The organism is Dyella koreensis (assembly GCF_044904565.1).
In the GTDB taxonomy this organism is placed as follows: Bacteria; Pseudomonadota; Gammaproteobacteria; order Xanthomonadales; family Rhodanobacteraceae; genus Dyella_D; species Dyella_D koreensis.
In genome coordinates this window covers 606,930-625,633 of record NZ_JADIKD010000012.1, presented here as the reverse complement: position 1 = coordinate 625,633, position 18,704 = coordinate 606,930, and the positions used below count along the sequence as shown (strand labels likewise).

Below are 18,704 nucleotides of genomic sequence, written 5' to 3'. Positions count from 1 at the left end.
GACTTCATCATGGATCAGGTATTCACTCCTGTTCGCGTCGGTCGCTACATCCTGCCAAACCACCTGGTCATGGCGCCGATGACCCGCAGCCGCGCGGAGCCCGATGGCACGCCGGGAGCGCTGGCCGTTGAGTACTACGCGCAACGCGCCGACCTCGGCCTGATCGTCACCGAGGGCACGCAGCCGTCGGACGATGGGCAGGGTTACCTCACCACGCCCGGTATCTATACCGACGCGCAGGTCGCCGGATGGCGCAAAGTCACGTCGGCTGCGCACGCTAAAGGCGGCCACATCGTCATCCAGCTTATGCATGCCGGGCGCATGTCGCATCCCGACAACACCCCGCATCATCGCCAGGGCGTCGCGCCTTCGGCGATCGCACCGGGCACGCCCATGTTCACGGCGAAGGGCATGCAGGACATCCCCGCGCCGCGTGCCCTCACCACCGACGAAGTGCGTCAGACGGTGACCGACTTCCGCCATGCGGCGCGCCGGGCGATCGAAGCCGGTGCCGACGGTGTCGAGATCCATGGCGCCAATGCCTATCTGGTCCAGCAATTCTTCGCCCCAAGCGCCAACGTGCGCACGGATGAGTACGGCGGGTCGATTGCAAACCGCGCACGCTTCGCGATTGAGGTAGCTGCCGCCATCGCGGATGAAATCGGCGCGGACAGGACGGCGATCCGTCTCTCGCCGGGCACGACGATGTGGGGTATCGACGAAGGTGCCGAGGGACCGGATCTCTACCGCTATCTGGTTGCAGAGCTCGACAAGCTGGGTCTGGCTTATCTGCACATCATGCATCAGGGCAACGAGTCGCTCCTGGCCGACATCCGTGAGCGCTGGAAGCAGGCGTTGATCCTTAATCGCCCGGGCCGTCCACGCGAACAGATCGGAGCTGACGTGGCCTCGGGGCTGGCTGATCTGGAAGCCTACGGCCAGATGGTTCTGGCGAATCCCGATTTTGTCGCCAGGCTGAAGACGAACGCGCCGATGAACGACGCGGATCGCACCACGTTCTTCGGCGGCACCGCGCGTGGGTACACCGATTACCCCGCGCTGAGCGAAGCCGTGCCGGCCTGAGGAAGATCGTCATGCCTGTGATTGCCACACTCCAGCGCGCCAACCACGGCAGCGGATTCAGGGCCTACGGATTGCGTGGTGTGGCTGCACTGATCGATCCCTTCCTCGGGGTCGATCACGCCTGGATGAGCGAACCCACCTTTCCGCCGCATCCTCATGCCGGTTTCTCCGCGGTCTCTTATGTGTTCCTCGATTCGGAAACCGGTATTCGCAACCGGGACTCGATCGGCCATCACAACCTGATACGGCCGGGCGGTCTGCACTGGACCACGGCCGGCCGCGGAATAGTTCACGAAGAGATTCCGGCGGAGCCAAACAAGGCGGTCCATTCGCTGCAGATTTTCGTCAACCTCCCGCCGGAGAAACGGGAGATGGAACCCTTCGCGCTGAGCCTTGAACCCCAGGACGTTCCCGTCGTGCAGTGGCCTGGCGTCAAAGTACGCGTGCCCTTGGGGAGCTATGGCGATGTGCAGTCTCCGCTGCGCCCGCCGACGGCCGTGGACATGCTCGACATCTTTCTGGAGGGCGGCGCTGAGCTGGTCGTGGGTGCCGGGCATTGCACTTTCATCATGCCGATCTTCGGCGCCGTCGCCGTCAATGGTCAGCGTTTCGATCTGGAAGATCTCAAGCTGCCGGTTTTCCAGGCACGGGAGGCGCCGTACGTGATCCGGATCCAGGCGACAAGCGGGGCGGCCAAAGTCGTGGTCTTCAGTGGCTCGCCGCTTCTTTCAACGGCTACCCAACCCTAGGGGAACGCTATGGATTACGAACGATTCAACGCCGACAACGCAGCCATGCTGCTGATCGACCATCAGGTCGGCACCATGGGCTGGTCCAAATCGATGCCGTTCGAGGAGCTCAAGCGCAACGCGCTGATGCTGGCCGAGACGGCGAAGATCCTCAACATGCCGGTGATCCTTACATCGAGCATGGAGGAGTACGCGCAGGGGCCCTTGCTGGATGAATTGAAAACGTTGCTCCCCGAAGCGTTTGAAACACGCATCAAGCGCCTCGGTATCGTCAACGCGATGGATGATGAGAACTTTGCCAGGGCGGTGAAGGCTACCGGACGCAAGAAATTGATCCTTGCTGGCGTTACCAATGATGTCTGCACCGTTTATCCGGCACTGAGCCTGGTGCGCGATGGTTACGACGTTCAAGTAGTCGCGGATGCGGGTTCTTCGCCGACGAAAATGGCCGATGACATTGCGCTACGTCGCATGGAGCGCGCCGGTGCGACGGTAACGAGCACCAATCAATTGATCGCAGAGCTTGCCGGCAGTTGGGCAACGCCTGAAGGCGGGCGGCTGGCCGGCGTGTTGATGAAAGCGCTGCAGGGTTAGCGCAGCCATAAAAACATAAGCGCCGCTGGTGGATATCGCAACGCGCGTTTGGCCGAAGATGCGCCCGAGCGGGGGGCTTCCTTAATAGACGCCCTTGGGGCATTCAGAACGAAGGCTAGGGGCGGCAGGTGATAAAAGTCAGCGCTTGGATGACGGCACGCAGTCTGTTTTCGTTTCTGCTGCTGTCATGGGCAGGAGTCTGTGTTGGGCAACCGGCGTATGCCGTGGACGCGCAAGTCGTCGTGCACGCGGATCGACCGGGTGCGGTGATCCGGCCTGAAATCTACGGGCAGTTCGCAGAACAGTTGGGCCACGGCATCGACCAGGGCATCTGGGTCGGCGAGGCGTCGGCGATTCCCAACATCAAGGGTTACCGCAAGGACGTGGTGGATGCGCTCAAGGCGATCCACGTGCCCGTCATCCGTTGGCCGGGTGGTTGTTTCGCCGATGAGTACCATTGGCGAGACGGTATCGGGCCGCGCGGGCAACGGCCGGTCCGCAGGAATCTGTCCTGGGGCGGTGAAGAGAACAATGCCTTCGGCACGCATGAGTTCATGGATTTCGCTGAGCTGATCGGCGCCAAGACCTATATCGGGGTCAATGTCGGCGGCGGCACAGCGCGCGAGATGAGCGACTGGCTGGAATATCTGACGGCGGACGGCCAATCGAGCATTGCCCGGGAACGTCGCGCCAATGGCCGTGACAAGCCGTGGAAGGTTGCCTATCTCGGTATCGGCAATGAGGCCTGGGGTTGTGGCGGCCATATGCGGCCCGCGTATTACGCCGATCTCTATCGTCAGTTCGCGACCTTTGTGCATCCCTCCGGTGACGATCCGTCAGCGATCGTCAGGGTGGCCAGCGGTGCCAATGCCGATGATGTGGCGTGGACCGAGGGTGTGATGTCCGCGGCTGGCGAGCTGATCGATGCTTATGGCGTGCATTACTACACGCTGCCCACCCAGGACTGGAAAAAGAAAGGCTCCGCCACCGACTTCGGCGAGACCGAGTGGATTGCGACGCTGCATGGCGCGTTGCATATGGATGATCTTTTGAATCGGCATAGCGCGATCATGGACAAATACGATCCGAAGAAACGGGTCGCGCTGGTGGTCGACGAATGGGGCAACTGGTACGACCCGCAACCCGGTGTCGCCTCGCCGCCGCTCTATCAGCAGAACAGTTTGCGCGACGCGCTCACTGCCGCGATGACACTGAACATCTTCCACGCCCACGCCGATCGCGTGCGCATGGCCAACATCGCGCAAATGGTGAACGTGCTGCAGGCCATGATCCTCACCGACCAGAAGCGCATGGTGCTTACCCCGACCTACCATGTGTTCGACATGTACCAGGTCTTTCAGGGAGCCACTTCGCTACCGCTGGACGTGCGCGCGCCGGACTATGTGTTCGGCAACGTGCATGTGCCTGGCGTGCAGGCCAGCGCTGGACGCGATGCCGCCGGCGTCGTCCATGTTGGCCTGGTCAATCCCAGCCCTGACAAGCCGGTCCGACTTCATGTCCGCTTGTCGGGTGCGCAGGCAAAAAGCATCAAGGGGCGCGTGCTCACAGCGCCCGCGATAACGTCGATCAACACCTTCGATCATCCAGGCGTGGTGAAACCCGAGCCGCTGGCAGGGATGTCGTCCAGCGGCGGCGAGTGGGTGCTGTCACTGCCGCCGCGATCCGTGGTGGTGCTCGATATGCGTTGACGCACTCAGCAGGGAAAGGCTGGTCTCACAGCGTGAAGTCCGCCTGCACCGGAAAGTGATCGGACGGGTAGCGCCCGTCCTTCGACGTCGTGATCGTGCGCATGGCGTTGGCCTTCACGCCGCGATAGAGGATCCAGTCGATCTGCACGGTCGCCTTGCCGGTGAAGTCGTGGAAGGTTTTCGCGGGGCCTTCGCGTTTCGGCGCGGTGTTCCACGCATCCTTCAAGGTGGCGGTGAGTACGGTATGTGCTTCGCTGCTCGGCTCGGTGTTGAAATCGCCGGTGATGATGACCGGGACATCTGGCGGCAGCTTGGCGATCCAGGCGGCGATCTCCCGCGCACCGCGCGTCCTGGCGTCTTCGTCCTGGTCGCGATAGGGAAAGTGCGTGTCGAGCAGATAAAAGCGCTTGTGGTTGGGCAGGTGCTCGAACAATGCCCAGTTGACCATGCGCGGAAAGATATTGCCCCAGGTAATGCTGGCCACTTTGTCCGGTGTATCGGAAAGCCAGAAGTCGCCTGATTCCACGAGCTTCAGCCGGTCCTTCCGGTAGAAGATGCCCATGTGCTCGTCGTTGTGCCCGCCGAAGCGGTCGCGGCCGAACCAGGTGTATTCCGGAAGGCGCTCGACCGTGTCGTCGCCTTGCTGCTTGATGAGCTCCTGCGTGCCGATGACATCGGGGTGCAGCTGGCGGATGGTGTCGGCGAACAAGTCGCGCCGCTTGTCCCAGCCGTTGGGGCCGTCCTGGGCGGCCATGGTGCGGACGTTGAACGACATCACCTTGAGATCCGTCGCGGCCGCGGGCAGAGCGGCGACGGCGATGGCCAAGGCGAGTGCGATTCGGGAGAGACGAGTCATGAACGGGCTCCGGCTTCTTCTGAATGATCGGCCGACTATAGAGATGCCATCGCGACGATGGTGAGTCAGTCAGTGCCATGTGCGGTACCGGTCATGCCGGTTGCCGGGTTTTCGTGCGGTTACGAAAAACATGTCGCGGGTGGAGCGGGGCGGGCAAATGCGCCTGATATTTCCGATATTTAACCTTAGATATATCGAATACAAGACTGAAATATTTAATTTTTCTCTCCCAAATTCGCAAAATACTCTTGCATTTATTGTTACGTAACTTAAAATGGGCGCCGCCCAACGGAGCAAAGACATGGTTGATGCGCGCGATCCCGGAACCCTCGAACTGCCATTGGCCTTTCGTCGTCCGCGCGGACGGCCGCGGAAGGAAAGTCCGCTCACCAGCGCGCAGCGCCAGGCGCGCTTTCGCGCGCGCCGCAAAAGAGCCGCTCTGCTGCTGTTTGAGCGCGTGCAGATGGTTCTCAACTTTTTGGATCAGGGGGAGGCGGAGGCGGCCCGCCGTGAGCTGAAGGAGCTCATGGTCGTTACGTCACGAAAATGACGTTGGCGTATGCGCCGCCGGCGCGGCGCATTTAGAGTCACGTCACGAAAAGTCCGGCACACCGCGAAATCTCAAGCGGTGAGCGCATTACTGCGCTCATGTCTGGCTGTCGGATGCCGTGTCATGCGCAGCATCCAACGCGGTTAGTGCGCCCTGCATGCGGTGGAAACTGAGATCGGACGCGGTGAAGAAAGCCAGCGATCGGCCGGCACCGAAATCGTCGACATGCACCACGGTCGCGCCATCAGCCTCTTGCCACGAGATGACGTAGACGCCTTCGGCGATTTGCCGCCATTGGCACGGAGATTCGCCACTGGCCCCGGTGTAAGGGCCGGCGACGATGGCGTAACGGACGGACTGGCCGTCCTCGGCATAGATGTTGTGCGCGGATAGGACGTCGTAATCGACGCGGAAAGCGCGGCCGGCAAACGGTGGTCTGAGAGTTCGGGTCTGGTTGTTCATCGGATGGCTACCGGGTTGATGTTGACCTGAGTGGAGCTGACGTATAGCGGCTGACTGAGCACAAGCCAGGAATTACCGCGCCTTGTCGCGGAAGATCTCGCGGCTGTCGATCAGCTCCAGGTTGTATTAGGTGTGCTCAGGCCGTGCAGGCAGCCAGTGCGGGGTAATCCGTGAAGCCATGGGCGCCGCCGCCGAAGAGGGTGTTGCGGTCGTGCGTGTTGAGTGGCGCGTCGATGCGCAGTCGCTCCGGCAGGTCGGGGTTGGCGACAAAGGGGCGGCCAAAGGCGATGAGGTCAGTCCATCCCTCGCGCAACGCTATGCGTGCACGCTCGGCGGTGTACCTGCCGGCGTAGATCAGCGTACCCGGGAACGCCGCGCGCAGTCGCTGCTTGAATTCGACCGACATGTGCGGTGCGTCGTCCCAGTCAGCCTCGGCGATGTGGATATAAGCGACGCCGATCGAACTCAGCAGTTCCGCCGCGGCAAGATAGGTGGTTTCCGGATCGGCATCGGCACATCCATTGAGCGTGGTCAGTGGCGCGAGGCGAATGCCCACGCGGCTTTTGTCGCCCGTGCCTTCGACCAGCGCCTGTGCCACTTCGCCAAGAAAGCGCAGGCGATTCTCCAGCGAGCCGCCGTAGGCGTCGGTACGGTCGTTGGCGTTGGAATCAATGAACTGGTTGACGAGATAGCCGTTGGCCGCATGCAGCTCCACGCCGTCGAAGCCGGCGGCCATGGCATTGCGTGCGGCCTGGCGATACTCATCAACGATGGCGTGGATTTCCTCCACCTTGAGCGCGCGCGGCTTGGACGCCGCTACGAAACCGGGCGTGCCGTTGCTTTCGGCCACGAATACGTTGACGCCCTCGGCCTGGATAGCCGACGAGGACACCGGCGCCAGGCCATCGAGCAGGCTGGTGTGACTCAGACGGCCCACGTGCCACAGCTGCGCAAAAATGCGCCCACCTGCTGCGTGCACGGCCTTGGTGATCTTGCGCCATCCGGCCACCTGCGCAGGGGAATAGATGCCCGGCGTCCACGCATAGCCTTTGCCGAGCGGAGAAATCCAGGTGCCCTCGCTGATGATCAGGCCGGCGCTGGCGCGCTGCGCGTAGTACTCGGCCATCAACTCGTTAGGTATATCGCCGGGTTGGCTGGCGCGCGAGCGCGTCATCGGCGGCATGACGATGCGGTTGGGTAATTCAAGATGGCCCAGGGCATAGGGCTGGAAGAGTGGATCTGGCCGATCAGGCATGATGAATCTCCGTGACCGACACGTTCGTGTCGGCTGACTGAGTGTGAAAAAGCGGGAGCACGTGCTCGGCGATTGAATGAGCGGCGTGTATGACGGCGCGCGATCAGTCCCACGTCGGAGCAAGGCCTTGGGGACTGACCTCGCGGCCCTTGCGCTCAAGCGCAGCAATCTTCGCCATGTCGTCGGCATCCAGGCGCAGGTCACGGGCGAGCAGGTTGCTGGCCAGGTTCTCGCGCTTGGTGGAGGACGGGATGACTGCGTAGCCGAGCTGTAAAGCCCAGGCCAGCGCTACTTGCGCCACGGTCGCCTGATGCTTCTGGGCGATCTGCGCAAGCATGGGATCCTTCAGCACCTTGCCATAGGCCAGCGTCATGTAGGACGTGACCGTGATGCCTTGTTCCTTGAGGAACGCAGTGAGTTTGGGGTTCTGCAGGTAAGGGCTCAGCTCGATCTGGTTGGTGGCGATCTGGTTCTTGCCCACCGCCGCGATGGCTTGTCGGGTCAGCTCGATGTTGAAATTGGAAATGCCGATCTGCCGGGTCAGCCCCACTGCTTTTGCCTCGGCCAGGGCCGTCATGTATTCGGAGAGCTCGATGCCGGTACCGGGCGCCGGCCAATGGATAAGGGTGAGGTCGACATGGGATGTGCGCAGCTTCTTCAGGCTGTCGCGCAGGCTGGGAATCAGCTTGTCTTTGGCGTAGTTCTCGGTCCAGATCTTGGTCGTGACGAACAGGTCGTCGCGCTTGATGCCGCTGTCGGCGATAGCCTGGCCGACCTCGGCCTCATTGCCGTAGATCTGTGCGGTGTCTACAGCGCGATAACCCAGTTCCAGTGCGGTGCGCACGGAATCGATAACGGTCTGGCCGGTCAGGCGAAAGGTGCCGACGCCAAAAGATGGAATGCTCACGGAGTAACTCCTTGTTACGTTGCAGAAGTCGATGAGGGGGAGGGGGATCAGGCTTGTGCGAGCTGGGCTGGGGCGGTTCGGCCATCCAGACGTCCAGAGAGCGCCGTGAGGCCAAGCGCGCCCAACGTCACCAAGGCGGCGATCCACGGCGTATGCACCAGGCCTAGATGGCTGACCACTTGCGCGCCGGACCAGGAGCCGCCGGCGACGCCGAGATTGAAGGCCGAGATGTTGAAGCCGGCGGCGACGTCCGTTGCTTCCGGGGCGACCTGTTCGGCCTGCCGTACCACGTAGACCTGCAAGGCCGGAACGTTGCCGAAGGCCACCGCACCCCATGCTAGAACCGTCAGCACCACAAGGGGCTTGCTGGGTGCGGTGAAAGTCAGCACCAGCAGCACGGCAGCCAGGAGTCCGAAGATGATCTTCAGCGCAGTCACCGGTCCGCGGTGATCGGCCAGGCGGCCACCCCAGACATTACCGATAGCAACCGAGACGCCGTAGGCGAGCAGTACCAGGCCCACCATGTCGGGCTTGAAGCCGGCGATGTTTTCCAGAATGGGTGCGAGGAAGGTGAAGGCGATCAGCGAACCGCCATAACCCACGGCCGTCATCGCATAGACCAGCAGCAGGCGCGGTTCCAGCAGTACGCGCATCTGACGACGCAGCGGGGCCGGTGTGCTGTTCTGGATGTTGTTTGGCACCAGTGCCAGTGCACCGATCAGCGCAATCACGCCAAACGCCGCGACGGCCAGGAAGGTCATGCGCCAGCCAAAGTGTTGGCCAATAAAAGTGCCCAGCGGAATGCCGGTCACGAAGGCCACCGTCATGCCACTGAACATGGTGGCGATGGCGCGGGCCGCTTTTTCGCGAGGCACCAGGTTGGTGGCAACGATGGAGCCCACGGAGAAGAACACGCCGTGCGCCAGCCCGGTCAACAGGCGGGCCACGATCAGCGTGCCGTAGCCCGGCGCTATCCATGCCACCAGGTTGCCGATGGTGAACAGCGCCATCAGCCCGACCAGCAACGGCTTGCGCGGCATGCGGCCGGTCATGGCGGAGAGGATGGGCGCACCAATTGCGACACCCAGGGCATACAGGCTCACCAGCAGGCCGGCTGAGGGAATGCCAACCCCAAGGTCGCTGGCAATCGTCGGGATCAGGCCGACGATGACGAATTCCGTGGTGCCGATGGCGAAGGCCGCCAGCGTCAGGGCAAACAGTGCAAGAGGCATGGCTACGATCCATGAAGGGAGTCAATGGAGCGCAGTCTGTCGACTTTACATTTGAAGATTAAGCCGTATATAAGCCAAATACATTTGAGTTTAAGTAAACAATGAAAACGACCCTCGACGAATTGCAGGCGTTCGTGGCCGTTGTGGACACTGGTTCTATAACGGCCGCCTCAGAACAGCTCGAGCTGACTATCTCGGCGACCAGTCGCACGCTCGGCCGTCTCGAAGAAAAGCTGCAGACCACCTTGCTCCGGCGCACCACGCGACGACTGGAGCTGACCGAAGAGGGCGCGGCCTTCCTGCAATACGCCCGCAGCATTCTGGCGTCGGTGGACGAAGCGGAAGAGCAAATGGCGGCGAGGCGGTTACGGCCAGTCGGACGCCTTCGCGTCGATGCGGCAACGCCGTTCATGCTGCACGTTATCGTGCCCCAGGTGGCGGGGTTTCGCGCCCGCTTCCCGGACGTCGAGCTGGAACTCAACTCGAACGAGGGCATCATCGATCTGATCGAGAAGCGCGCGGACGTGGCGTTTCGCATTGGCGCCTTGAAGGATTCCACGCTGCACGCGCGCCCCATCGGAAGCAGCCGCCTGCGCATCCTTGCCAGCCCTGACTACCTAAAACGCCGCGGCACGCCAGCCAAGGCGGCCCAGCTCGATCAGCATGACCTGCTCGGCTTCACTCAGCCCGATACGCTCAATGACTGGCCGTTACGCGATGCCAGTGGCAGTGCTGTCCACATCACGCCAACCATCGCTTCATCCAGCGGCGAAACGCTCAGACAGATGGCGTTGGCAGGACTAGGCATCGTCTGCCTGTCGGACTTCTTGACGCGCGAAGACCGCCAATCGGGGCGGCTGGTGCAACTGTTCGCCAGGCAGGCACTGGATGTGCGCCAGCCGGTCAACGCGGTCTATTACCGAAACACGACGCTTGCATCGCGCATTACCTGCTTTGTTGATCACATCGTCGAAGCGCTGGGTGAACGACCTTTCGAAGAGTGACTTTCGAATAGCAGCACTGTTGTCCTTTTTGCGGACGTGGGGCGGAAGGCCTCGCCTGGGGCCTGGATCATTTTCAACATCACCCATTAGGGTCTATGGCGCCTCCGTATGCGGACCTATGATCAAAGGGTCTTTCGCTTCCGCAAGGAGGCGGATGGATCAGCCATGCTGTTCCTTGGACACGACACGATAGCGAGTGGACGGATCACCCCTGGGTAAGAGAGGCGGCTAATGAGCAAGCGCGAACAGGCACCGGCACACGAGGTGCTGGATCAGGATTTCTTGGACGCGCAAAGAGCGCGTCTGATCAAGCTTCGCGACGACCTGACCCGGGCCGCAGACGTCGCTGGCGAGGAGGAGGAGGCCGTGCAGTTCGAAGCTGGTGGCGAGGCTCGCGATGTCGCCGACAGCGCGGAGGGCATGGCCATCCAGGAGAACGACGAGGCACTTTTCCATCGCAATGTGAGGCGGCTTGCCCAAGTGGTCCGCGCGCTGGAGCGCATGGATAAGGGCGTGTACGGCCTCTCCGAAAAGAGTGGTGTGCCCATCCCGAAGGCCCGGTTGATCGCAGTGCCGGAGGCAACTCTGACGCTGGATGAAGAAGAGTGACGCGACTGACGTTGAAGCCAAGGCTTCAACAGGCCGTCACGCTATAAGTCATGTGGTCGTTGTCGGCCTTGCCCCGGCGGGCTATCGACAAGCGCGCATTGGCCATGGGGGCGGGCTCTTACCTGCTGAGAACGGCCACTCGCGTAGAGATTTCTGCCGCCATTCGTGTGCCGGCAAACAGAAATACCTAGTGCACGCGGCATGAGTGAGGCCAGAGAAGAGCGCGATGCCCCTGCAGCGAAAAATAGGCATGTGGAAGGACATTTCCATTGAGATGGCCGCCTGGGATGGTGTGGAGGCATCGGTTGATCTCTCGTGCGCGTGCATGTTCGAGCGCGAGATCGGCGATGCGGGATGGGTGGGAGGCATGCAACATCTGGATGCGGCACTGGGTGGTGCGTTATCCGCACTCCGGCGGTCCGGCGTCTTTAGCGGCCACTATCTGGAAACATTGCTGCTCGACCGTGTTCCCTTTGCGATTCCGGCTCAGGCAGTCCTGGTGATCGGTCTCGGTGATCCCGATATCTGGACGCCAAAAGTATCGGCCATGGCGGCAGCTACCTCTGTTCGAACGGCCATGCAGCATCGCTTCACAAGCTGTGCTTTTGCTCCAAGTCTCCTTGATGCCGGCCTGGATGGGCGCGTCATTTCCGGCGTGGCGCAAACGATGATGGAGGCTGTCCTCGAGGCGATTGGCGCTCAGGCGAAAGTGACTGAGTCGGGCCTTGCCTCGGCTCATCGTCTTCGTCGCTGGATCTTTGATGTCGGTGCCTCGCACTTTGACCAAACAGCAGAGTCATTTCAGCAGGCACTGTCAGCCAAGGCCCGAAGACCCTGAGGGGATCGAAGCTGATGATTTCGTCCATCAATCGAGGAAGCCAAGATGACTAGTCCACTGCCACTCGTGACGCCCGCCGACTGCATGCTTTTGCTGGTCGATCTTCAAGCGGGCCTGGCATTCGGTGTGAGCTCCATCGATCGCCAGGTCCTGCGTGACAACGCCGTTGCAGTTGCACGGACGGCGAATGTGTTCAAGCTGCCGGTAGTGGCCAGCACGTCGGCGAGTAAGGTCTATAGCGGTCCCATGATGCCGCAGATTCAGGCGGCCATACCCGACGTTCTGCCCATCGAGCGTCGAAACATGAACGCGTGGGAAGACGAGGCGGTTCGGTCCGCCATCATCGCGACCGGCCGTAAGCGCCTGCTCATAGCGGGACTGCTGACCGAAGCATGCGTGTCGTTCTGCGCGCTGTCAGCCAAGGCCGAGGGATTCGAGGTATCCGTCATCGCCGATGCATGCGGTGGCCTGACGGATGCAAGCCATCAGTTGGCATTGCGTCGCATGGAGGCCGCTGGCGTGACGATGACGTCGTGGATCCAGGTCCTGCTCGAGCTTCAACGCGACTGGACGCGCCATGAAACCTACGATGGCGCGCGCGCCATCGTGGAAGCGCATGCTGGTGGTTATGGCATCGGACTCGCCTACGCGCGGGACATGATCCATCCTTCCTGAGCGTCGTCAACGATCTGCAGACTCGCTGGCGCGGCGCTCATCCCGTCGCCCTGGCGACACGCGACGGGCGCCAATGCAGCAGGCTCATGGCCAGCGCACCGATGGGCAAGACGCCACCCAGCACGGATACGCCTGCCCAGCCGTATTGCCTCCACGCCCACGATGCAGCGAATGAGCCCATGGCGCCGCCGACAAACATTGTCGTCATGAAGAGCGTATTGAGCCGGCTCTTGTATTCGGGGTGGATGCCATAGATCAGGTGCTGGTTGGAAACCAGGGCGATCTGCACGCCGAAATCCAGCACGATGACACCAATGATCAAGCCCCACAGGCTTGGCATGAAAGCGAAGATGAGCCAGGAGATGATGGTGGCGGCGGCTCCCAGCACGATGACCGGCGCGGGACCCTTGCGGTCGGCAACGCGTCCCGCCACCGGAGCCATCGCCACACCCACAGCCCCCACGATGCCGAACAGGCCGGCCACTGCCGCGCCGAGGTTCAGCGGCGGCTGCGCCAGGCGAAGCGCAAGGATGGTCCAGAAGGCCGAGAACGATGCGAACAGCAATGCCTGCGTCATCGCGGCCCGCCTGAGCAATGACTCGCCGGTCCAGAGCTTGCCGAGCGAGGCCATGAGTTCGCCGTAACGCAGCGGGTGTCGAGGATGGTGTGCGGGCAACGAGCGCTGCATGAGGACGGCTCCCATGACGGCGACAGGCACCGCGAGCCAGAACATCGATCGCCATCCCGAAATGCTGGAGATCAGACCCGCGAGCGTTCGGCTGAGCAGGATGCCCGTCAGCAATCCGCTCATGACGCTACCGATGGCCGCGCCGCGCCTTTCCGGCGCCGCAAGAAGGGCGGCGAATGGCACGATCTGCTGCGCGACCGTGGCGGCCGCGCCCACCAGCACCGATGCCACAGCGAGTGCCGCAAGTCCGGGCGCGACAGCGGCAAGCATCAACGCGATCGCGAGAACCAGAAACTGCACGACAATGAGCCGGCGACGCTCAAGCATGTCTCCCAGCGGCAAGAGGAACAAAAGGCCCGCTGCGTAGCCCAGCTGGGTGAGCGTGGGAATCCAGCCGCTGACGCGCGCATCGCCCAGGTTGTGACTCATGAGGTCCAGCATCGGCTGGTTGTAGTAGATGTTGGCAACGGCCAAGCCGGCGGCCAGGGCCATGGCAAAGAGTGTGCGTTTGGACAGATGAGGCGACGACGCGCTGTGGCCAGTCATGCTGGAACGTCCTATGCGGAATAGTGGGGGAAATGGTCGGGAGCAGGGCGCACTCGCATCACTGGAATGCTTGGAACATCAGGCATTCCACGGCGGCAAACCCAAGATTTATCATCCAATGACCGGCTTGGCAGTACCCGAAAAGGTGAAACACGGCTCAGCCAACAGGGCGCCTTCCAAACAGTTGCGGGCCAAACACCACATGTCCGGGAATGGCGAGCACGACTTCGGTGCCCCCGGATTCGCGGCGGCGAAGGGTCAACGTGGCGCCGAGCTTCTCCGCCCGCTCGTGCATGCCGACCAGGCCCCAGTGGCCCTCGCGCCGACCTTGCCGGATGGTGCTTGCCTGGACACCGCGACCGTCGTCGCGAACGGCAATGCGCAGGTTTTGCGGCTGGTAGCTGATGTCGATTTCGATCAACTGGGCGCCGGCATGGATGAAGGCATTGCGCATGGCTTCGCGGACGATTTCGACGACCTCGTCGCAGGCCGGAGGACACAAGGGTTTCTCGGCTCCGCTGGCGATCACGCGAAAGGGCGTGCCATAGGTGGATGCCAGCTCTTCGCCGATCGCGCGAATGGATTGGACGAGTTGCCCTCGTGCCTGGTCGGCCCCGCGCAGCGCCACGATTTTGTCGCGGCCTTCGACCAGCATGTCGCGCGCCTGGTCGACCGCCATGTCCAGGGCGCTGCGCCGTTGATCATCGGCGGGTAGCCCGGCGACCAGCGCCTGCAGGCGAAGCAACAGTCCTTGCACACCTTGCAGCAAGGTGTCGTGCAGTTCGCGCGCAATGCGTTCGCGCTCGCGGGTGCGTTCTTCCAGGCGCAGATGAATACGCTCGCTCATCAGGCGCAACCACCAGAGATAGAGCATCGCGACCAGAAGAAGGCCGGCGGCGGCGCAAAGCAGACGGAACCACGAGGTCTGGAAGAACTGCGGCGCGATGCTGAAATCGATGCTTGCGCCCTGGTCGTTCCACACGCCGTCATCATTCGCCGCGGTGACATGGAAACGGTACTTTCCGGGGCCGAGATTGGCATAGAACACCTCGCGCCGATTGCCGCCCTCACGCCACTGCTCGTCGACACCGTCGAGCTTGTAGCGGAACAACACGCGGTCGGGGATGGCCAGACTGGTGGCGGTGTAATCCAGTCGCAGGTTGCTGGTGCGCTGGGGTAGCTGGAGGTTGTGCAAGTCGGTGTAGCGCTTGTCGCCGACGGTCAGTCCTTCAATAAAAACCGATGGTGCGATGAGGTTGCGGCGCAGGCGAGCGGGGTCGATCCACGCGACACCCTGATTGGTGTTGAACCAGATACGGCCCGAGCCATCCAGAGTAGCGGTGGGTACCGGCGAGGCCTGCAGAGCAATGCCGGGCAGGCCGTCGTGGAAGTCGAACAACTCGTAAGGTGCGCGGTATCCGGTGTTCTCAAAGCCGCGACGGAACGCGTCGGCATCGATATGCACCACACCGCGGCTTCCATTGATCCAGACATCGCCCTTGTCGGTCTGCGCAATGCCGGACACCGCGGTCAGCACCTGAGGCTCCGTGACGGCGAGCGACTGGAACCGGCCATCGCGCAAACGGGCGAGTCCCGCATCGCCGCCGACCAGGAGCTCGCTTCCACGCGCTTGTATGGTCGCGATGTTACCGACTTGCAGGCCTTGAGCTGGCCCGAACATTTGCCGGGCCTGACCGTCGATCAGCATCAGCCGGTTGCCGGGATAGCCGGCCCACACATGTCCCGCGTCATCGTAAGCGAGTGCTGTCGGCGTTGATGCGTTGAGTTCTTCGCCCTGGTCGATGCGCGTCCAGCGATTCGCCTGCCAATGATAGAGGCCGTTCTTGGCGAAGCTGGCCCAGAGTCCGCCTTCCCGGTCCGAAGCCATCGCCTGGATGTTCACGTGCTTGCTCGCTACCGGTAGCTCGAGTTCGACGAGCTTGCCGTTGATGACCCGGCCGAATTGGTTGTGTCCGACGACCCATAGGGTCTTGTCCGCCCCATAAAGCGCGGCGCTGATATCCGGAAGACCTTCGCTTACCACCTCGCGGCCTCGCGCAGTGACCCGCAGCAGCGAACCGCCATTGGCGAGCCAGATCGCGCCCTCGTCGCCGGTCGTGAGCGCGGAATTGGCGGAGGGGTTTACCAAGGTGTTGGCCGGCACCTGCACCCTGTTGTGATGAAAACTGCTGAGGCCCAGGTTGGTACCTGTCCACACATTACCCTCGCGCCCCTCGAGCAGCGGCACGGCCACATCGGAAGGCAGGCCATTGCCGCGATTGAACACACCATCGAGATCTTCGGCCCGCAGCGAGCGGCCGTCCGCCAGCCGCGCAGGCGAAGCCAGGCGATACACGCCACCGCGCGCGGCATCGGTGCCCCAGAGGTTGCCATCCCGGTCGAACAGCATGCGTTTGGAATACGCGAAAGAGGTCTTGTCGGGTACCCGGCCCGGGGCGAGTGAAGGATGCGCGGCGGAAAGGCCGGGCAGGGCGCGGGTACCGTGGAGTCCGTCGGACAGCCACAAGGTGCCATCGGGAGCCTGTGCCAGGATCGCGTCCTGGCTGACCTGTTCGCTGGTGGACTCGAAGTGGTGGGAACCCTTGCGTAGAAACAGCAGCTGATCGCCGGTGGTCACCCACAGCGTGCCTTCGCGATCAGTCATCATCCAGTCGGCCCGCTTTGCCGGGTAGTTCCAGTCGTTGCCGATGACCTGCCAGCGCTTGCCGTCGAAGCGAGCCAGGCCGTCGCGGCTGGCCACCCATAGGCTGCCATCGCCGGCCTGGGCGAAAGCGACCACCATGCCGGACGGGAAGCCATCGCGTTCGCCGTAATGCGTGAGGTGGCCCGCCTTGAGCACGCTGGCGCCGCCATAGAACGAGCCGATCCATAGCGAACCATCGGGCTGCATGGACAATGCGGTGATATCCAGCGAGCGGAAGTCTTCGCCCGGCGTAGGCGCGAAACGCTCAAACGCCACGCCGTCAAAGCGATATAGCCCTGTGCCGGTGCCAAGCCATAGAAATCCGTCGCCATCCTGCGCAAACGCCCAGATATCCGCCGGCGCGCCGCGCTCGACCGTCCAGGACGTCTGTCGAAACTGATCGGCGGCCGCGCCGGTCTGCGCGATCGCCCACGACCAGAAACCCAGCAGGCCGACGCTCAGCCAAATAAGTAGCGCGTTGCGCTTACATCGCCTCATAAACATCGCGCTAATTGAAGATGCCCCGTTACCACCGACACTCGCCTGAGTGGCCGGCGAACAGTGTATCGGCAACGCACTACATCGTCGCTGCTTTGTGGCACGCTCTTTCACCCGAATGGGCATTGAACCCTAGGGTGTCGCATCGGATAGTGAGTGGCGTGGACAACCAGACAAGCATGCTTCGAGTGCTCATTGCAGACGATCACCCGGTGATGCGGGACGGCCTGCGTGCGGCAATCGATAGCGCACCCGATATGACCGTGGTCGGCGAGGCAGCTGACGGCGCGCAAAGCGTTGCCCGCTATCGCGAGCTGCAGCCGGACGTGGCGCTGCTCGATCTGCAGATGCCGCGGATGGATGGCCTGCAAGCTATCGCGGAGATCCGTGGCGAATTTCCTTCGGCACGGCTAGTGATCCTGACGACCTATCCTGGCGATGCCCGGGTGAAACAGGCGCTGGCTTCCGGCGCCACAGCCTATCTGCTCAAGACCTCCACCCGCGACGACATCCTGCAGGCGATCCGCGGCGCGGCGATAGGACGCCGCATGATCGTCGGCGAACTGGCGAGCGAGGTTGCCTCGCATGCCATGGCGGACATGCTTACCGCCAAGGAGCTGAGTGCGTTGCGCCTGGTTGCCACGGGGCATAGCAACAAACGCATCGCCGAGATGCTGTGCATTTCCGAAGACACAGTGAAAGCGCGCCTCAAGAGCATCATGGCGAAGCTGGACGCGTCGGACCGCACGCATGCGGTGACCATCGCGATCCGTCGCGGCTTCCTAGACTCGTAAATCCCACATCCCCCTGTAGGAGCCCACCCTGTGGGCGACCGTGACAGGTCAGCGCTTCGCAGGCCCATCGCGCACAGGGTGCGCTCCTACCCATAGAGCTTGCGGATACCCCCAATCGGGTAGCCACGACTTGCTCTTTCCAGGCTGTGCGTGTGCGCGCATCTAGAGGAAAGTGAACCTCTCCGCTAGTCCCGCAGAACGCCTCTCCAAGGCATCCATGCGGGAACTGCCATCCCTGCTTTTACTCAGGAGACCGAGATGTCCATCACCGCAACGCCCACCCCGGGCAAGTTGTTGCTGACCCCGAAAGATCATGCGCTGATCATGATCGACTTCCAGTCGCAGATGTCGTTCGCGACGCATTCCATTGACGCCATCACGCTGCGCAACAACGCGGGCCTCGTGGCGCGCGCGGCCGCCAGCTTCAAGGTGCCGACGATCCTTACCACGGTGGCGGAGAAGAGCTTCTCCGGCCCGATGTTCACCGAGGTCACCGACCCGTTCCCGGGCCAGGCGCTGCTCGACCGCACCTCGATGAATACCTGGGAAGACGCTGCCGTCATCAAGCAGGTGAATGCGATCGGCAAAACCCGTCTGGTGATGGCTGGCCTGTGGACCTCGGTCTGCATCGTTGGTCCGGCACTGTCGGCCCTCGACCAGGGCTTCGAGGTCTATGTGATCACCGACGCCTGTGGCGACGTCTCGGCCGAGGCTCACAATCGGGCCGTCGAGCGCATGGTGCAGGCGGGCGTGCGCCCGATGACGGCACTGCAATACTTGCTGGAACTGCAGCGCGACTGGGCGCGCACCGAGTCGTACGACAGCACTACCGGCATTGCCCGGCAGTACGGCGGCGCCTATGGCCTGGGCATCACCTACGCCAAGTCGATGTTCGGTGCGCACGAAGGCTGAGCGCGGTCATGAGTGGCGGCCTGGCGGCCGCCGCTTTCA

General features: G+C 62.5%; 18 protein-coding genes. 11 read left to right on the top strand and 7 right to left on the bottom strand.

Annotated elements, in window-relative coordinates; all coding sequences use genetic code 11:
• Positions 1–9: 9 nt before the first annotated feature.
• The 4 genes from ISS97_RS17730 to ISS97_RS17715 all read left to right on the top strand — a co-directional run bounded on the left by ISS97_RS17730 (position 10) and on the right by ISS97_RS17715 (position 4,135).
• The gene (locus tag ISS97_RS17730) at positions 10–1,083 is read left to right on the top strand and encodes an alkene reductase (protein ID WP_379983267.1); all 1,074 of its coding nucleotides are present in this window, start codon (positions 10–12) and stop codon (positions 1,081–1,083) included.
• Between the two features lie 11 nt (positions 1,084–1,094).
• Entirely contained in the window at positions 1,095–1,832 is a 738-nt protein-coding gene (locus ISS97_RS17725) for a pirin family protein (protein ID WP_379983268.1), read from the top strand.
• Positions 1,833–1,877: 45 nt separating this feature from the next.
• Positions 1,878–2,426: an isochorismatase family protein gene (locus ISS97_RS17720; RefSeq protein ID WP_379983269.1), complete on the top strand. Its 549-nt coding sequence runs from the start codon at positions 1,878–1,880 to the stop codon at positions 2,424–2,426.
• Between the two features lie 224 nt (positions 2,427–2,650).
• Positions 2,651–4,135, top strand: a complete 1,485-nt coding sequence (locus ISS97_RS17715) for an alpha-N-arabinofuranosidase (RefSeq protein ID WP_379983270.1) — start codon at positions 2,651–2,653, stop codon at positions 4,133–4,135.
• Positions 4,136–4,160: 25 nt separating this feature from the next.
• Here the strand turns inward: ISS97_RS17715 and ISS97_RS17710 are convergent, their stop codons facing one another.
• Positions 4,161–4,991, bottom strand: coding sequence for an endonuclease/exonuclease/phosphatase family protein (locus ISS97_RS17710; protein ID WP_379983271.1), 831 nt, complete (start codon positions 4,989–4,991; stop codon positions 4,161–4,163).
• 301 nt (positions 4,992–5,292) lie between these two features.
• Here ISS97_RS17710 and ISS97_RS17705 point away from each other — a divergent pair, with 301 nt between their 5' ends.
• On the top strand, positions 5,293–5,541 hold the full coding sequence (locus ISS97_RS17705; protein WP_379983272.1) for a hypothetical protein: 249 nt from the start codon (positions 5,293–5,295) through the stop codon (positions 5,539–5,541).
• A gap of 96 nt (positions 5,542–5,637) precedes the next feature.
• Here the strand turns inward: ISS97_RS17705 and ISS97_RS17700 are convergent, their stop codons facing one another.
• The 4 genes from ISS97_RS17700 to ISS97_RS17685 all read right to left on the bottom strand — a co-directional run bounded on the left by ISS97_RS17700 (position 5,638) and on the right by ISS97_RS17685 (position 9,397).
• Positions 5,638–6,003, bottom strand: coding sequence for a MoaF-related domain-containing protein (locus ISS97_RS17700; protein ID WP_379983273.1), 366 nt, complete (start codon positions 6,001–6,003; stop codon positions 5,638–5,640).
• Positions 6,004–6,139: 136 nt separating this feature from the next.
• A complete protein-coding gene (locus ISS97_RS17695; protein ID WP_379983274.1) occupies positions 6,140–7,258 on the bottom strand; it encodes an alkene reductase in 1,119 nt (372 codons plus the stop codon).
• A gap of 103 nt (positions 7,259–7,361) precedes the next feature.
• On the bottom strand, positions 7,362–8,165 hold the full coding sequence (dkgB, locus tag ISS97_RS17690) for a 2,5-didehydrogluconate reductase DkgB (protein WP_379983275.1): 804 nt from the start codon (positions 8,163–8,165) through the stop codon (positions 7,362–7,364).
• Between the two features lie 47 nt (positions 8,166–8,212).
• Positions 8,213–9,397 (bottom strand): MFS transporter, encoded by a 1,185-nt coding sequence (locus ISS97_RS17685; protein ID WP_379983276.1) that lies wholly within the window; start codon positions 9,395–9,397, stop codon positions 8,213–8,215.
• A 101-nt stretch (positions 9,398–9,498) separates the two neighbouring features.
• Here ISS97_RS17685 and ISS97_RS17680 point away from each other — a divergent pair, with 101 nt between their 5' ends.
• From ISS97_RS17680 to ISS97_RS17665, 4 genes are all read left to right on the top strand, one after another.
• Positions 9,499–10,401 (top strand): LysR substrate-binding domain-containing protein, encoded by a 903-nt coding sequence (locus ISS97_RS17680; protein ID WP_379983277.1) that lies wholly within the window; start codon positions 9,499–9,501, stop codon positions 10,399–10,401.
• Between the two features lie 231 nt (positions 10,402–10,632).
• On the top strand, positions 10,633–11,010 hold the full coding sequence (locus ISS97_RS17675; RefSeq protein WP_379983278.1) for a TraR/DksA family transcriptional regulator: 378 nt from the start codon (positions 10,633–10,635) through the stop codon (positions 11,008–11,010).
• A gap of 250 nt (positions 11,011–11,260) precedes the next feature.
• On the top strand, positions 11,261–11,848 hold the full coding sequence (locus ISS97_RS17670; protein WP_379983279.1) for a M17 family peptidase N-terminal domain-containing protein: 588 nt from the start codon (positions 11,261–11,263) through the stop codon (positions 11,846–11,848).
• Between the two features lie 84 nt (positions 11,849–11,932).
• Complete coding sequence (locus ISS97_RS17665) at positions 11,933–12,523, top strand: hydrolase (protein ID WP_379983280.1); 591 nt, start codon at positions 11,933–11,935, stop codon at positions 12,521–12,523.
• Between the two features lie 37 nt (positions 12,524–12,560).
• On the opposite strand, the gene ISS97_RS17660 is transcribed toward ISS97_RS17665, so the two are convergent.
• Positions 12,561–13,757 (bottom strand): MFS transporter, encoded by a 1,197-nt coding sequence (locus tag ISS97_RS17660; RefSeq protein WP_379983281.1) that lies wholly within the window; start codon positions 13,755–13,757, stop codon positions 12,561–12,563.
• Between the two features lie 157 nt (positions 13,758–13,914).
• Positions 13,915–16,959: a sensor histidine kinase gene (locus tag ISS97_RS17655; protein WP_379983282.1), complete on the bottom strand. Its 3,045-nt coding sequence runs from the start codon at positions 16,957–16,959 to the stop codon at positions 13,915–13,917.
• 179 nt (positions 16,960–17,138) lie between these two features.
• Between ISS97_RS17655 and ISS97_RS17650 the strand changes: the two genes are divergently transcribed.
• Both ISS97_RS17650 and ISS97_RS17645 read left to right on the top strand, forming a co-directional pair.
• On the top strand, positions 17,139–17,753 hold the full coding sequence (locus ISS97_RS17650; RefSeq protein WP_379983283.1) for a response regulator transcription factor: 615 nt from the start codon (positions 17,139–17,141) through the stop codon (positions 17,751–17,753).
• Positions 17,754–18,011: 258 nt separating this feature from the next.
• The gene (locus ISS97_RS17645) at positions 18,012–18,665 is read left to right on the top strand and encodes a hydrolase (RefSeq protein WP_379983284.1); all 654 of its coding nucleotides are present in this window, start codon (positions 18,012–18,014) and stop codon (positions 18,663–18,665) included.
• Positions 18,666–18,704: the final 39 nt, after the last annotated feature.